Raw genomic sequence first — 15,470 nt, 5'->3', positions numbered from 1 at the left:
GCTAGGCTACTGCTTTCTTTTTACGGCGCTCGTAGACGGTCATCAGAAAGGCGGGGAGCAGCACCAGATTAGAGGTCATGCCCATCAGCAGCGTGATGGAAACCAGAATACCGAGCGAAACCGTGCCCTGAAACGTGGAAGCTGCGAAAATGGCAAAACCGGCAAACAAAATAAACGCCGTATACACCATACTGACTCCCGTTTGCCGAATGGTGCGCGAAATGGCCTCAGATACGCTTGCTCCGTGCCGCAGTTCATCCCGGTATTTGCTGACAAAATAGATGGTCCCGTCCGACGAAATACCAAAGGCAATGCTGAAAATCAGGATCGTCGACGGTTTTAGGTTGATGCCGAAATAGCCCATTAACCCCGCCGTAACCAGCAGCGGCACCGCGCTGGGCAGAATGGCAACAAGACTCAATCTGACATCGCGAAGCAACAGAATAAGGATAGCCGACACCAGCACAAACGCCAGCAACGTACTCTCGGCCAGGTTCCTGAGCAGGTACTCGTTACCGCGCGTAAATACCACGCTGTTGCCCGTTAGCTTCACCACGTACCTATCGGCGGGGGGCACGAATTGACCACTTTCACGGTCGAAATTAAAAAGCGAATCGGCGCGGGGTTGCAGCGTTCCGATTAGTTCGCGGAGGCGGGCCGTACCTACATCGGCCACCTGAAAACTCACCCGCGTAAACTGACGGGTCGAATCGACGTAGGCGGCCAGACTGACTGACCCTTTGCGCGACGTTCCACTGCCCATTTGCCCGGTATAGCGTTGCAGTTTGGCCATTTCGAGCGCAGGGGGCAGAATGTAGTAGCTCGGCTCGCCACCCCGGTAGGCCTGATAGAAAAACTTCACCGCCTCAACCACCGATAAGGGCCGGGCAAATTCCGGGTATTGCGCAAACTCTCGCTGCAACAACCGGATCTTGGTCAGTGTTTGCGGAGATAATACCCGTCCCGGCCGACCGGCATCGATGCTCACCTCGAAGGGCAACACACCCCGGTATGCTTTCTCGAAATACTTAAGATCGGTGTAGATCGGATCGTTTTTGGGCAGATCATCTACCACGTACCCAACTGCTTTGATCAGGCTCATGCCTACAATGCCGGCCAGCGCAAAAAGCCCAACGAAGGTGTAAATAGCCGTTCGCCGTGTATGAACCAGTCGATCGACCCAGGCCAGAAAACGCGTTAGCAACGGACTATCCAGGTGACCTCGCTGCTTCACCGACGGAACAGGCAGGTAGCTGAACGCGATCGGAATCAGGATGAGCGAAGTAGCGTAGGTGGTCATGACACCCAACGCCGCCACCAAACCAAATTCGAGTAAGAGCGGGCTGTTGGTGAAGTAAAAAACGAAAAAGCCGATCGACGTAGTCACGTTGGCAAAGAACGTGGTCTCCCCCACCTTAGCCGTAGCCACGGCCAATGCTTCTTTTTGCGATCGGCCGGGTTTATTCAGTTCATCGTGGTAGCGATTGAGCAGGAAAATAGCGTTTGGCACCCCAATCACAATAATCAGCGGCGGAATCAGTCCCGACAGAATAGTGATGGTATAGCCAAACAGGAAGATGTAGCCCACAGCCCACACCACACCCACCATCACCACCGACATAGCAATACCCACCACCGTTGGCGAACGGAAAAAGAAAAGCAGAATCAGTGCCGTGACTGCAAAGGCCAGCCCGATAAACAAGGCCATTTCATTGCTAACCTTCGCCGTAAATGCCGTACGGATATAGGGCAACCCCGACAGGTGCATCACCGTGTTATGCTGTTCGCCAAACGTATTCACCAGTTTCTCAATCTCGCGAACAGTAACAATACGCCCTCTGGTGTTCAGCTTTTTCTGGTCGAACGAAACGGCCATTAAATGCGAGCGGCCCGATGAATCGGTCACCAAACCCTGATAAAAAGGCAGGCGACCAATGGCCAGTTTCAGGCTATCTGCCTGCGACTGTGTTTGAACCGTACCCGCAACGAGTGGCTGAAAGGCAAACTTGTCGGTACTGTCGTTGAGCTTAATCGCATAGAGCCCCGCGTTCGACACCACATCCCGAATGCCATCAATCTGTTTGATCTGTTTGTTGAGTGCCTGCCAATCGCGGAAATAGGCGAGTTGGTACATCGAATCGGTTTCGGCCCCGATAACCATGACATTGCCATCTTCGCCAAAGCGGGCTTTAAACGACTCGTAAGTGGCATAGTCAGGATCGCTGGTGGGCAAAATTTTGGCAAATTCGTAGGAGAGTTTTACTCTTGAGGCCTGATAGCCCATGAATACGGTTGCCAGTAAAATAAGCCCCAGCAACAGCCGCCGGTTAGCAAGTATGTAGAGAGAAATACGGGTCCAGATCATGAAAGAACAAGTGGCGGAAGAGGCGGCAAGTTAGCCAAAACTACCCGACTCGGCTGACCGTACCACGGGCTTCAGCCCGTTTTCAACGCAAAAACCCCGCTGTTTGCCCAATCTAGTGGGTCAACAGCGAGGTTTTATGCGTCGGGTACGGGCTGAAGCCCGTGTTACTTATCGAGCACTACGGTGCCAGCCACGACGTAGTTCCCTTTTTCGGTATTCAGGCTATATACCGTTGCGGCGCGGCCGGTGCTACCCGTACGAACCACGCGGGCTGGGTACGTTACCCCGTTTTCGCAGCGGTATACCAGCTCACCAACGGCCACATCGCTCAGTGCTTTTCGACCGGTGGCCGTTAAAATGGGGTGATTGGCGGTGGCTTCAAGCAATTGAGCCGGAGCAGGCATCATCGATATGCTGGCGGTCAGTTCGTGGGTAGGCACCGTCCAGATGCCGACCAACGTGGTTTCGGCGGGTAGTGGATGGGCCATCAGCGCCGTAACCGCGTTGGCAACCACCGTTTGTGCCATTGCGTCATAACTCATCACCAGATCACCTTCGCGCACCTCGGCAATGGCTTTCGAACTACCGTCGAGCATGGTAACCAGAGATTCAGGGCCAAAGCAGAAGTTGTATTCTTCTTTCTTTTTCTCCCCGCCCTCTTCGGTTTTTCCGGCGCCGCCAGCCATGATATTAGCCATCTCACGACTCAACACAAACGTCAGCGCAGGCATCAGACCCGGCTCTTTTTCGCCCACGTATTTCATATCGTCCAGGTAAAGGTCCCACGCTTTGCGGTCGGCAGCGGCACCGGGCACCACAAACGATTTCAGGTCATTGGTTTTGGCGTTCTGGTAAATGGCGAGCAAGCCCAGGTCTTTCGTATCGGCAGCGGCGTATACTTTATACAGGTAAATTTTCCGGGTAATGCCGTCGCTGTAATTAAACACGTAAGCAGGTTTGTCTTCGTAACGCTCCAGAATGAAGCCGCCCGATTTCACATACGTATCTTTCTCCAGATTACTAATTTTCAGCGCCTTCAACGCGGTTGCCTGTTCAGCGGTCAGCACGCCCGGAGCGGCTGTTTGCGCCATCACGCGCTGGGCAAAAAAACTAGTCAGGAAGGCCGAAGCCAGGAAGAATAAGTAAGGCAATGTACGTTTCATAAAAGTTGGTTTATTCTGGTTGAAAATTTTGTCTTCTGTTTACGCTTTTCCGACGCGGTCATGAATGGCGGTTACGGCGCGGCGGGCCGAGGTGAGGGCCCCGGCCATCCAGGCTGTCAGGTACGTGGTGTGTTCGCCGGCAAAGTAAATAGGGCCATCAGGTTCAAGTAGGGCTGCATATTGTTTGCGCCGGATAGCATCGTCATACACTGCCCATCCACCTCCCGAATACGGAATACGATGCCAGGCGAGCGAGAACGAGTTTTCGAACTCGGTATCGTATTGCGGATGTATTTTTCGACCCTGCTCCAGTGCCAGTTTCTGCCGTTCGGCAACAGGTAACGTACCTACCACTTCAGCACGACTGTAGAAATTATAGTAACCGATCAATACCCCCTTAGGCTTCTGAAAACCAAACGACGGATACCAGATCTGGTTGATATCCTGATTAGTCCGCGAAATGCCCCCGTAGATACCGTCTTCTTCTTCCCAAAACCGCCGCTTGAATTGCAACCCGATCTTACCCGTTTTGATGTAGGGCACAAAGTCAGCCGCGCGTTGTACAGATCCGGCCAGATCAGACTGAATGTTTTTTAGGACCGGAAGTGGTAACGTACACACACAAAATTCGGCGAGCAATTCAGTTGGCTTGCCGTTTTTCTGGTACACCACCCGTACGCCATTCTCTGTTTTGCGGAGTTCGGTCACAGGGGCATTGAACTGGATTTTGCCCGCCAGTTTCTTTTCAAACGCTTTTGGAATAGCATCCATGCCCCCAACGGGCTGAAGCAGCGTAGTTTGTTGTTCATAGATGTAATCGCCGACGTTATAAAAAACGGGTTGCATGAATCCCGACCGAAGTATATCGGTTAATCCATAAGGGTCGTTCACCGTACCGGCCATCGTACCCGCACCGGGCTCCATCTTATAGCCGCGCCGGTTAGTGCCTTTATACAAATGGGCCGTGTTGAGGTCGCCTTCGTTTTTCAGGTAGTCGACCAGCTTCTCAATGTCTTCTTTCGTCAACTGCTGATCTAACGAGCCCTGATCGAGCGATTTGGCCAGCAGTTCGGCTGTGTAGCCGCGCATGTCGTTGTGATATTCCTTTATCCGGATGCGGCGGTTGGCGAAGGGCCCCGTACCGCCGTCGTTGAAGAGGTAAGCCGCTTCGTTATTGCCGTTGAAAATTTCGAGCGGTACACCCAGTTCCCGGCAATACTGCAACGTGAGCTGATGATGGTGCGGAATCCGGGCAGCACCACCGTTGAAGTAATACCCATCGTCGAAACGGCAGGTTTGGGGCGCTCCATCAATCTCGGTCTCCGACGTACCTCCGCGAACGGTCCACACACGCCCACCCGACCGGTTACGGGCTTCGAGCACCGTGCAATCGTAGCCAAGTTTGCCCAATTCCCAGGCGGTGGCCAGCCCGGCTAGTCCAGCGCCCAGCACCACTACTTTTCGCCCCGCCACGTTACCGGTGGCTGGGTCGGTTAGCGCACCATTGGCGGGTAGGTTAAAGGATTCGGCCGGGGCGGGAGCCAACAGGCCCCAGGCCAATAACGATGCATAACTGGCTGATGTTGAATTGATGAAGTCACGTCTGGTCATAATGAAGAGGAATCAGAGAGGAGTGGGGGAAAGTATAAAGGAGGAAAGGGAGGAAAGGGAGAAGGGAGCTTCGCTGATGTTCAACCGTGTCAAGCAGAGCGCCCCCCTTCTCCCTTTCCTCCCTCCTCCCCTTCCTCCTTTATCCCACAACTTTTTTAAATGCACCAACGAAAATCTCCATTTCGGCCTGCGTACCGATGCTGACGCGGCAATAGGGCTGTTTGTCTATTTCGCGCGTTTGTATCCCTACTCCCTGCGCAAACATTTGCCCTTCAAACGCCTTGGTTTTCATCTTTATCGGAAACAGAATAAAGTTGGCGAATGACGGGATGGGCTCGTAGCCAAGGCCTTTCAGCGCCTTCATGGTATAGTCACGGGCTTTGGTATTTTCGGTCCGGCAGTATGTTTGCCACGCCTGATCCTGGTAACTGGCAATACCACTCATGAGGGTGGTGATGCTGACCGCAAATTCACCATTGGTAAAAGGTTTCAGCAGTTGCAGCGTTTTGGGCTGGGCCATCACGTACCCAAGGCGCAACCCGGCAAAGCCATGAATTTTTGAGAAGGTCCGCGCCAGTATCACATCGAGGCCATCGGCAATCAGTTTACCCAGCATGGGCCGGTCGGCCGGTTCCAGGAAATCGATATACGCTTCATCGATAAAAACGGGCACGGTGGGAGCCACATCGCGGCAAAACTGTGCCAGTTCGGCGGGTGGTACAATGGTTCCGGTGGGGTTATTGGGATTCACGATGTATACCATCGAGAGGCCCGGCGTGCTGAGGGCTTTCGCTTTCAGCGCGGCCAGGTCATAGCCCATGCCAGCCGTGGCGGGTACAGTAAGTATTTGCCCTTTCATGGCCGTGGCGCGCTCCAGCAAATCATCATAGGTGGGGCGGCAAGTCAGAATGGGCCCTTTCTGCGAGTAATAAGCAGCTCCTGCCATCAACACGTCTGACGAGCCGGGGGTTATTAGAATGTTTTTTGCCGCTACGCCTTCTTCTTTGGCAATCAACGCTTTCAGCTGCGCAAACTCCATCCAGGCATACCGATTACCCAGCGCGGTGGCTTTGTTAAGCGCCTCCTTCGCTGTGGTCGAAATTCCGTAAGGGTTTTCGTTGGCAAACAACCGCGCTTTCAGGGTGGGCATGGTATCGGGCGGCAAGTTGTTCAACTGGGCAAATTCCCCAAACAAACGTTGCTCGGCGGCTACCGATTCAGGTATAAAATCTGCGCGGGCTTCCTGCCAACGGCTTAAACCCAGACCAGCACTGAGCAAACCTGCTGACCGAATCCAGGTACGACGGTTGATGACGTGTGACATAATTTTGTAAAACTTAATTATTCCAATAGAATAGTTTGATTATTGATGATGAAGGGCTGACAAAGCGCGCAAAAACAAATTTACACAAAAATTAGAGGGGATTAGACCTCACCGTGCACAAACCAATCCTGCCTACCTTCGCATTCATGAAACGCCTGAAAAAAATGTTCTTCTACTTCGTTATACTACTTCTTCTTATAGCAGCCGGTGCCTGGGCTTTCCTGCAAACGGCTCCCTTTGGCACATCAGCATCAGGTAACCGACTAGCCCGGATTCAGCAGTCAAAAAATTACCGGGATGGTTCTTTTCAGAACATTGAACAAACCGATGTCATGCGCCGAGACGCGTCGTATCTGGTCATGTTAAAAGATAATTTCAGCAAGCCCGCCGATGTGGAACCAACCAATGCGTTGCCTTCGGTTCAAACCGACCTCAACACGTTGCCTGCCACAGGTACGTCGGTGGTCTGGTTCGGCCATTCGTCGTACCTGATCAAATCGGATGGCATTACCGTCCTGGTCGATCCGGTGCTGAGCGGCTATGCGTCGCCGGTTTCTTTTTTCGGCAAATCATTTCCCGGTTCCAACGTCTATACCGCCGCTCAAATGCCCAGGATCGATGTATTGGTGATCACCCACGATCACTACGATCACCTCGACTACAGCACGCTAATCGCCCTACGCGACCGGGTTACGCGTGTGGTGGTTCCGCTGGGCGTAGGTGCCCATCTGGAGCGCTGGGGCTACGATCCCACCCGCATCAGCGAACTCGACTGGAGCGAGAACGTGACCATTACCGAAGGACTAGCACTGACGGCCGTTCCAGCCCGCCATTTTTCGGGTCGGGGCCTTAAACGGGGCGGTTCACTTTGGAGTGCCTATGTGCTGGATATCAACGCAAAACGTATTTTCCTGGGTGGCGATTCGGGGTATGGCCCGCACTTCAAAACCATTGGTGAACAATACGGCCCGTTCGATCTGGCGATGCTCGAATGTGGACAGTACGGACGCGACTGGCCAACGATTCATATGTTTCCGAACGAAGTAGCTGTGGCGGCCCGCGACCTGAAAACCAGGGTATTGCTGCCTGTTCACTGGGCTAAATTCGCGCTCGCTTTCCATCCCTGGCGCGAACCCATACAGCAGCTAACCCAGTCTGTCACCCCCACCGACGCCTTCACCCTGACCACGCCCCGCATCGGCGAACCGGTGATCTTAAACCAACCCTTGCCCAATACCCGCTGGTGGGAGGGAATTATCAATTGACAGTTGTCAGTTATCAGTAAACAGTTATCAATGATCAGTTATCAGCGTTGCTTAAGTATAGCCTGCCCGCAAGGAGAGCTTTTCAGTAGCAACGCTGATAATTGATCACTGATAACTGTTTACTGATAACTGACAACTGATCATGGCAACTCTTCTTGAACTGGTTGGCAATACGCCACTGGTTGAACTCAATCGACTGAATACCAGCACCAAAGTCAAACTATACGGAAAGCTCGAAGGCAATAATCCGGGGGGTAGCGTGAAAGATCGGGCGGCTTACAGCATGATTCGGGGCTACATTGATCGGGGCGAGTGGAAGCCAGGGATGAAGCTGATTGAAGCCACAAGTGGTAACACAGGCATTGCCCTGGCCATGATTGCCCGCCTCTTCGACATCGAAATTGAACTGGCTTTACCGGCCAATTCAACAAAAGAACGGGTGCAGACAATGGAAGCGTTTGGTGCCAAAGTAACCCTGACGGAAACCATTGAAGCGGGCCGCGATTACGTGGAAGCAAAAGCGGCTACTGGTGAATTTTTGCTGGTGAACCAGTTTGCCAACCCCGACAACTACTTGGCTCATTACCGTACCACTGGTCCCGAAATCTGGCGCGACACGGCCGGAACGATTACCCACTTCGTAGCGTCGATGGGGACTACAGGCACCATTATGGGTACGTCGCGTTTCCTGAAGGAACAAAACCCAAACGTGCAGATCATTGGTTGCCAACCCACCGACGGCTCTTCGATTCCCGGCATTCGGAAATGGCCAACGGAATACCTGCCCAAAATTTTCGATCCGAAACGCGTTGACCGGACCATGGAGGTCTCTCAGGAGCAGGCCACGCAGATGACCCGCGATCTCGCCCGTGTAGAAGGTGTTTTTGCTGGTATGAGCAGTGGCGGCGGTGTACATGCTGCCTTGCGCCTGATCGACGAACTGGAAGAAACCGGACAAGCCGACGGTGCTGTTGTTGTCTGTATCATCTGCGACCGGGGCGATCGCTACCTGTCATCCGGCCTGTTCGAGTAATGATGGTACGCGGATTCTTTTGGGTACGCAGATTAAAGGGATTTAAAAGGATTGACACGGATTTTTGGATTTAAAGGGATTGGCTCTGCTATATCTACGAATCCGCTTAAATCCAAAAATCCGTGTCAATCCTTTTAAATCCCCTTAATCCGCGTAGCATCATCATCCGCGTACCCATTCAATCCGCGTACCCGTTAAGAATCCACTTTAATCTGTGTATCCATCTAATCCTGATGTTCAAGTAGCCATTATTGGCGCTGGTTTTGCTGGTTTGGGCGCTGCTATCCGGCTGAAAACGAGTGGCCGGACTTCGTTTGTGGTTTACGAACGGGCGAGTGACGTGGGCGGCACCTGGCGGGAGAACACGTACCCGGGCTGTGCCTGCGATATACCTTCACACTTGTATTCGTACTCGTTTGCACCTAATCCCGACTGGTCGAAAGCGTATGCATCACAGCCCGAAATTCAGCAGTATCTGCAGCGATGTGTAGACCAGTTTGCCTTGCGTAATCACATTCGGTTCAATACAGAAGTAGTAGATATGCGCTGGATGGAGGCAGACGCCCACTGGCAACTGACCGACCGGCAGGGAACTACCCTGACCGCCCGCGTGGTGGTGGCCGCCACCGGCCCACTTAGTCGGCCCAGTATACCAAAGCTACCGGGCCTTGATAGGTTTGCTGGCACCACGTTTCACTCGGCCCGATGGAACCACAAGTATGACCTTCAGGACAAGCGCGTAGCCGTAATCGGAACGGGCGCATCGGCCATTCAGATTGTGCCCCAACTTGCCAAAATAACTGCACAACTAACGATTTTCCAGCGTACAGCGCCGTATGTCACCCCCCGCCGAAATCGAACGTATTCGGCTCGTCAACGTAGTTTTTTCACCGCTATTCCGGGGCTACAACGACTGCATAGAACGGCCTACTACTGGCTGAACGAACTGTTTGGCCTGGCTTTTTTAGGCAACGAAACACTGAATAAACTAGCCACAAAAGCAGCGCTCAGCAACCTCAAATACCACATCAAAGACCCCGAACTACGGCGTAAAGTCTGGCCGAATTATAAACTGGGCTGCAAACGCATTCTGGTTTCCAACGCGTATTACCCCGCCCTTAACCGGCCCAACGTAGCACTCGTCACCGACCCCATCGAGGCGGTAACGCCTACCGGTATTCGGACCCGTTCGGCAAGCCGGGAAGACACTGAACACCCGTTCGATGCGCTCATTTTTGGTACCGGTTTTCTGGTTGCCGATGTATATCTCAACCAGTCTATTGTGGGGCGAAACGGGCGAAACCTGCTCGACGAATGGGCAGCAACCGGAGCTGAGGCGCTATATGGACTCACCGTGTCGGGTTTTCCGAACCTGCTGTTTATGCTTGGACCCAATACCGGACTGGGGCATAACTCGGTGGTGCACATGATCGAATCGCAGATCAACTACCTGCTCGATTACCTTAAGAAGTTGGAAAAAGCGGGCCCAACATTTTCTTTGGATGTAAAGCCCGACCGGCAACGTACCCATAACGAAGAACTTCAGCAACAGTTGGCTGGCACCGTTTGGGCGTCGGGATGTAGAAGCTGGTATATGAACAGCCGGGGAAAAAATACAACGCTGTGGCCGGGCCTTACTGTTGGGTACAGACAGGCAACCCGTCGGGTTAAAACAGCCGACTACACACTGGAGGACACTCGCTTACTATGATTGCATGTTAATTTGTATATTTACAGTTACGCAAATCTGTAGCCCCGCGTTTTAACCAACGTTATGAACCCATTGGCCCCGTTGCCACCCGACTCTATCGGCGAGTCAGTGTCTTCCTCATTGGCATTGATTCAGAACGTATTAGATGCATCGCTAAATGGCATGGCCGCTTACGGGGCTATTCGGACCGATGGAGTCATTACTGATCTGCGGGTGATGCTGCTGAACCGGGTAGCGGCCGACGACGCCCAAAGGTCTCTGTCTGATCTGGTAGGAAAATCCTTGACCGCGTTATCACCCAATCTGATTGCGTCTCCTCTTTTCGATCGGGTAGTTCGGGTTTTAGATACGGGCATTCCTGACCGGTTCATCCTGCCCCTCAAAACACCCGGCGTAGGTGGTCTACGGCAGTTTGATACCGCACTAACCTTAATTGGCGATCTGGTACTGGTATCGTACAACGACGTTACAGACCGTTATCAGGCCGAGAAAAGTAGTCAGTTACAAACTGATCGTCTACGCTTTGTGACCGATAACGCCCTCACTGCCATCGCCTTATATTCGATTGTTCGCGACCCGGTTTCTCATGCTGTGGTTGACTTTCGGTACGAGTTCGTGAACCGAATGGCTGAACGAATGGTCAATAAAAGCGCCGACGAGTTGATTGGCAAGACCATGCGGCAAGCCTTTCCCGGAATTGATCAGACCGCTATTTGGAAGGCATACCTTCACCTCGCCGAAACGGGCGAAACCCTGCGTTTGCATAACCATTACACACTGCATAATTTCGATATTTGGTATGAAGTGCAGGGCGTTCGGGAAAACGACCATATCGTGTTGTCTTTTCTGGACATAACGCCTATTAAAAAAGCCGAACTAGACCGGCAACAACAAAAAGACCTTGTAGACAGCCTACTGTCTAATTTACCGGTCATGTTTGTTCTGTTCACAGCCGTACGCGATCAGAATGAGGAACTGATCGATTTTGAAGTTCTTCAGGCTAATCAGGCAGCGGCCGACAGTTTAGGCTTTCCGCTCAGCGAATTAGTAGGAAAACGACTGACTAGCATCACCCCGACCATCAAGAATGGCCCGATGTATGCCGAGTACGTTCGGGTTTATGAGACCGGTGAGCCCACTCAGTTTGAGCGGCAACATGGAGATCAGTGGTATCAGATATCGGTGGTTAAATTCAACGAGGGGTTCATTGCCTCTTTTGTCGATGTAACCGAAAGTCGACTATATCGCCAGCAACTCGAAGCGATGAATCAGGAATTGCTTCGTTCGAACGACAGCCTGCAACAATTCGCCTACGTGGCCAGCCATGATCTTCAGGAACCCCTGCGAAAAATTCAGGCTTTTGGCGACCTGCTCGGTGAACAATACGGCGCACAACTGGATCAGTTCGGGCAGGATGCCGTTTCCCGGATGCAGTCGGCCGCTACCCGGATGTCGTTGCTGATTACTGACTTACTCACCTATTCTCGCATCAGCACCAACCGTAAGCCTTTTCAACCGGTCGATCTGGACCAGATACTCACCGATGTACTTGGGGATTTGGAGGTACGCATTCAGGAAACACAGGCCATCATTGACCGAACGCCGCTACCCGTTATAGCAGGCGACCCTACCTTGCTTCGGCAACTCTTTCAAAACCTGCTCAGTAACGCCCTGAAATTTCAGGCAGCCACCAACGAAGTCAATTACAAACCTCATGTTCAGATCGACTGTCAGCAGGAACTGATAGACGGGCGGATGTGGTACTACATTTCTATAAGTGATAACGGTATTGGATTCGAACCCAAATATGCCGATCGTATCTTTCAGGTCTTCCAGCGCTTACACGGCAAAAAATCGTATGCCGGTACGGGTGTTGGGCTGGCCATCTGCAAACGCGTTGTGGATAGCCACGGCGGCACCATCACGGCCACCAGTAAACCCGGCGAAGGAGCAACCTTCAATATTCGCATACCCGGTTAATTACCGGTCTCACTTAACTGTTTTCTAATACCTGTGCCCATTCTCTGGAAATACCTCTACCCCTATCGCTGGCTGGCAGCTTTAGCCCTTTCGTTGGCAGGTATAGCCCAAATCTTGGCCCTGATAGACCCGATTATCTTCGGCAAACTCATTGATGAATACGCCACAAACCCCGGTCAGAAAACAGATTCGGACAAGATCAATGGCGTATTATGGCTGCTGGGACTGGCCGTTGGCGTGGCGATTTTGTCCAACATCACGAAGGCATTTCAGGAGTATTTTACCAGACTGGTCGTACAGAGGTTTGGCATCGACATTTTCAACGATGGTCTCCGGCAAACGCTTCGGCTATCGTATCAGGAATTTGGCGATCAAAGCAGCGGCGTTACCCTGTCTGTACTCCAGAAAGTGCGTACCGACACCGAAAAGTTTGTCAACTCGTTTGTCAACGTCCTTTTTTCGTCGGTGGTGGGTATGGGTTTTCTGATCTGGTATGCCGTGACCAAACACTGGGCACTGATTCCCGTTTTTCTGATCGGTGTGCTTCTGTTGGGTGGCCTCACCGGCATGCTCAGCAAACAGATTAAAACAACGCAGCGGTTTATTAACCGCGAAACAGCCCTTTTATCGGGCGTCATCACCGAATCGCTCCGTAATGTTGAACTCATCAAAAGCCTCGGCCTGACGTTCTCTGAAATCCGAAGGCTTAAGACCCAAACGGCGCGCATTTTTGAGCTCGAAATGACTAAAGTGAAGCGGGTACGTCTGCTCACGTTCTGGCAAAGTACCACGCTCAACCTATTAAAACAGTCGGTACTTTTTACGCTGCTCTGGCTGATTTTTCGCAACGTGCTCAGTACCGGCGAGCTGATTTCCATGCAGTTTATTTCAGTGGCTATTTTCAATCCGTTGCAGGAGTTGGGTAACATTATTCTGGCCTATCGCGAAGCCGAAGCCGGGCTAAACAACTTTGCGCAACTGATGGAAAAGCCAATCGAACGCAATCCGGAATCGTCTGTCGAAGTTGGCCCGATCGAGCATTTACGGTTTACCGACGTGGTTTTTCGGCATAAAGGCGCGGGGCAAAATGCCATTGATGGCGTTTCGTTCGAAGCGTCGCTGGGCGACACCATTGCTTTTGTTGGTCCGTCGGGCTCGGGTAAATCCACAATGGTGAAACTGCTGGTGGGTCTGTACCGACCGGTTGGCGGCGAAATTTACTACAACGACATTTCGACACAGGATCTTCGGTTCAACCCCATGCGTCGGCAGATAGGCTTCGTTACGCAGGATACGCATCTGTTCGCAGGTACGATCCGAGAAAATCTGTTGCTGGTGAAACCCGATGCCACCGACGCCGAGTTGTACGATGCCCTCAACAAAGCCGCCTGCACCAATCTGATTAACCGTTCCGAAAAAGGCATCGACACCCAGATTGGCGAGGGAGGGCTTAAAATGTCGGGCGGCGAAAAACAGCGCCTGTCTATTGCCCGTGCCCTGGTACGCCGCCCGCGGCTGTTGATTTTCGACGAGGCTACTTCTGCGCTCGATTCGCTGACCGAAGAAGAAATTACCCGTACAGTACGGAGCGTATCGGCGTTGAATGAGCAAATTACCGTTCTTATCGCCCACCGCCTGTCGACCATTCTGCACGCCAACACCATTTTTGTGCTCGAAAAAGGTAAGATCGTTGAAACAGGAAACCACAACGAACTGGTGGCGCAGAAAGGCCTGTACTACGCTATGTGGCGGCAACAAATCGGCGAACGCAGAACCGTTGGTCAGGAAATTATAGACTTAGAAACACCTGATTTAGAGGTTTAACTTCGTTTGCACAGATGCTTCAGCATAGCCCGCGCTGGATGTCATGCCTTTTCCACCGATACCCGTGATGATATGAATGTAGTCGCTGACTGAATACTCGAAAATATCGGCGGGCGTTTGCGCGTAAAAACCAGCCCAGCGCCGATCGATTTTATCGACGGGGAACGTAACGATGCGGCGAGCTTCGGCCAGAATCAGATCATCGATGGCATCGTGGGTGTCAAAACCAAGATCGTCGACCTGCGTGGCGGGGGCGTATTCGTGCGAATCACCAATAATAATCGAACCGTCGGCGGCTTGCTTGAACAGCACGTGAATACCCCACTTTTTCAGCTCGGCCAGATGGTCGGGCGTTTGAATAGCCGCAAAAGACGGGCACTCCGCGAAGGCTTCGTAGCGCCGAATGGTCAGGCCGGTCAGGATGTTGCCAGGCATCGAGAGGGCAGGCATAGGCGCGGTTTGCAGCATCTGTAGCTTACTCACGATCAAACCACTGTCGGCGAAAATATCGGGATACAGCATCCGAAACTCGCTACCACTACAAATAAACACCTGTTCTGCCTGAAACCGGGTTTTGTTGGCAAGCGTAACAATCGCCCCGTTGTAATTTGACTGGCAATCGACTACGGCGGCGTTGGCCAGGTACGTTACCCCATACTTTTGTTGAACGTACCCGATAAGCTGGTGAATCATCCGGTCGGGTTCCACGCTGACCTCGTCGTGAAAAAGCAACGCGCCGCGCACGTAATCGGGCCGAAGCATCGGATAACGGGCCAACGTTTGGGCTTTCGTAAGCAACTCACACGGATAGTTTTCGGCCCGTCGACGGTCAAAAAGTTCGTTAGCGAGCGTCCATTCATCGTCATCAGACGCCACATAAATCGATCCGTTTTGCCGGACCGTAATCTCGTGCTCCGCCTGAATTTCGCGGTACAGTTCCAGGCTTCGTCGGCCATATTCGAACCACCTGCCCGACAGGCCGGAAGGCACCACTTGCCCGAAATTACGGACGGTGGCACTCTGTGGCCGGTTATCTTTTTCGAGCAATAATACTCGTTTGCCCGTCCGCGCCGCATGATACGCATGAAACGTACCCAACGCACCGGAGCCAATAATGATGAGGTCGTAGAAAGGCATGATGCTGTAGCACCGAAGCTCCAGCTTCGGTAGTGGGGGATAGTTAGCTTCATTTGA

The 15,470-nt window shown here is 52.5% G+C and carries 10 protein-coding genes; 5 read left to right on the top strand and 5 right to left on the bottom strand.

Going from position 1 to position 15,470, the window contains the following annotated elements; genetic code table 11:
* Nucleotide 1: 1 nt before the first annotated feature.
* From ACAW87_RS09305 to ACAW87_RS09290, 4 genes are all read right to left on the bottom strand, one after another.
* The gene (locus tag ACAW87_RS09305; protein ID WP_370723101.1) at nucleotides 2–2,365 is read right to left on the bottom strand and encodes an efflux RND transporter permease subunit; all 2,364 of its coding nucleotides are present in this window, start codon (nucleotides 2,363–2,365) and stop codon (nucleotides 2–4) included.
* Between the two features lie 164 nt (nucleotides 2,366–2,529).
* The gene (locus tag ACAW87_RS09300) at nucleotides 2,530–3,528 is read right to left on the bottom strand and encodes a Hint domain-containing protein (protein WP_370723100.1); all 999 of its coding nucleotides are present in this window, start codon (nucleotides 3,526–3,528) and stop codon (nucleotides 2,530–2,532) included.
* Nucleotides 3,529–3,567: 39 nt separating this feature from the next.
* Nucleotides 3,568–5,139, bottom strand: a complete 1,572-nt coding sequence (locus ACAW87_RS09295; protein ID WP_370723099.1) for a flavin monoamine oxidase family protein — start codon at nucleotides 5,137–5,139, stop codon at nucleotides 3,568–3,570.
* Nucleotides 5,140–5,278: 139 nt separating this feature from the next.
* Nucleotides 5,279–6,463, bottom strand: coding sequence for a pyridoxal phosphate-dependent aminotransferase (locus ACAW87_RS09290; protein ID WP_370723098.1), 1,185 nt, complete (start codon nucleotides 6,461–6,463; stop codon nucleotides 5,279–5,281).
* A 146-nt stretch (nucleotides 6,464–6,609) separates the two neighbouring features.
* On the opposite strand from ACAW87_RS09290, the gene ACAW87_RS09285 reads away from it, so the two are divergent.
* The 5 genes from ACAW87_RS09285 (at nucleotide 6,610) to ACAW87_RS09265 (ending at nucleotide 14,276) form a co-directional block, all read left to right on the top strand.
* Nucleotides 6,610–7,728 (top strand): MBL fold metallo-hydrolase, encoded by a 1,119-nt coding sequence (locus tag ACAW87_RS09285; protein ID WP_370723097.1) that lies wholly within the window; start codon nucleotides 6,610–6,612, stop codon nucleotides 7,726–7,728.
* Between the two features lie 142 nt (nucleotides 7,729–7,870).
* Nucleotides 7,871–8,761, top strand: a complete 891-nt coding sequence (cysM, locus tag ACAW87_RS09280; RefSeq protein ID WP_370723096.1) for a cysteine synthase CysM — start codon at nucleotides 7,871–7,873, stop codon at nucleotides 8,759–8,761.
* Nucleotides 8,762–8,975: 214 nt separating this feature from the next.
* Nucleotides 8,976–10,472, top strand: coding sequence for a flavin-containing monooxygenase (locus ACAW87_RS09275; protein ID WP_370723095.1), 1,497 nt, complete (start codon nucleotides 8,976–8,978; stop codon nucleotides 10,470–10,472).
* Between the two features lie 63 nt (nucleotides 10,473–10,535).
* Nucleotides 10,536–12,452 (top strand): PAS domain-containing sensor histidine kinase, encoded by a 1,917-nt coding sequence (locus ACAW87_RS09270; protein WP_370723094.1) that lies wholly within the window; start codon nucleotides 10,536–10,538, stop codon nucleotides 12,450–12,452.
* A 33-nt stretch (nucleotides 12,453–12,485) separates the two neighbouring features.
* Complete coding sequence (locus ACAW87_RS09265) at nucleotides 12,486–14,276, top strand: ABC transporter ATP-binding protein (protein ID WP_370723093.1); 1,791 nt, start codon at nucleotides 12,486–12,488, stop codon at nucleotides 14,274–14,276.
* Here the strand turns inward: ACAW87_RS09265 and ACAW87_RS09260 are convergent.
* The gene (locus ACAW87_RS09260; RefSeq protein ID WP_370723092.1) at nucleotides 14,265–15,413 is read right to left on the bottom strand and encodes a TIGR03364 family FAD-dependent oxidoreductase; all 1,149 of its coding nucleotides are present in this window, start codon (nucleotides 15,411–15,413) and stop codon (nucleotides 14,265–14,267) included. The genes ACAW87_RS09265 and ACAW87_RS09260 overlap by 12 nt on opposite strands.
* Between the last annotated feature and the right edge of the window lie 57 nt (nucleotides 15,414–15,470).

The sequence above is a fragment of the Fibrella aquatica genome (assembly GCF_041321135.1).
GTDB classification, from domain to species: domain Bacteria; phylum Bacteroidota; class Bacteroidia; order Cytophagales; family Spirosomataceae; genus Fibrella; species Fibrella aquatica.
Note: the sequence above shows the minus strand (reverse complement) of the source record. Positions and strands in the feature narration are given on the sequence as shown.

What these genes read in the sequence shown, in the direction of transcription:
- ACAW87_RS09290 (WP_370723098.1), bottom strand. Translation starts at nt 6,463, where the DNA reads ATGTCACACGTCATCAACCGTCGTACCTGGATTCGGTCAGCAGGTTTG.
- ACAW87_RS09300 (WP_370723100.1), bottom strand. Translation starts at nt 3,528, where the DNA reads ATGAAACGTACATTGCCTTACTTATTCTTCCTGGCTTCGGCCTTCCTG.
- ACAW87_RS09295 (WP_370723099.1), bottom strand. Translation starts at nt 5,139, where the DNA reads ATGACCAGACGTGACTTCATCAATTCAACATCAGCCAGTTATGCATCG.
- cysM (WP_370723096.1), top strand. Translation starts at nt 7,871, where the DNA reads ATGGCAACTCTTCTTGAACTGGTTGGCAATACGCCACTGGTTGAACTC.
- ACAW87_RS09260 (WP_370723092.1), bottom strand. Translation starts at nt 15,413, where the DNA reads ATGCCTTTCTACGACCTCATCATTATTGGCTCCGGTGCGTTGGGTACG.
- ACAW87_RS09285 (WP_370723097.1), top strand. Translation starts at nt 6,610, where the DNA reads ATGAAACGCCTGAAAAAAATGTTCTTCTACTTCGTTATACTACTTCTT.
- ACAW87_RS09305 (WP_370723101.1), bottom strand. Translation starts at nt 2,365, where the DNA reads ATGATCTGGACCCGTATTTCTCTCTACATACTTGCTAACCGGCGGCTG.
- ACAW87_RS09270 (WP_370723094.1), top strand. Translation starts at nt 10,536, where the DNA reads ATGAACCCATTGGCCCCGTTGCCACCCGACTCTATCGGCGAGTCAGTG.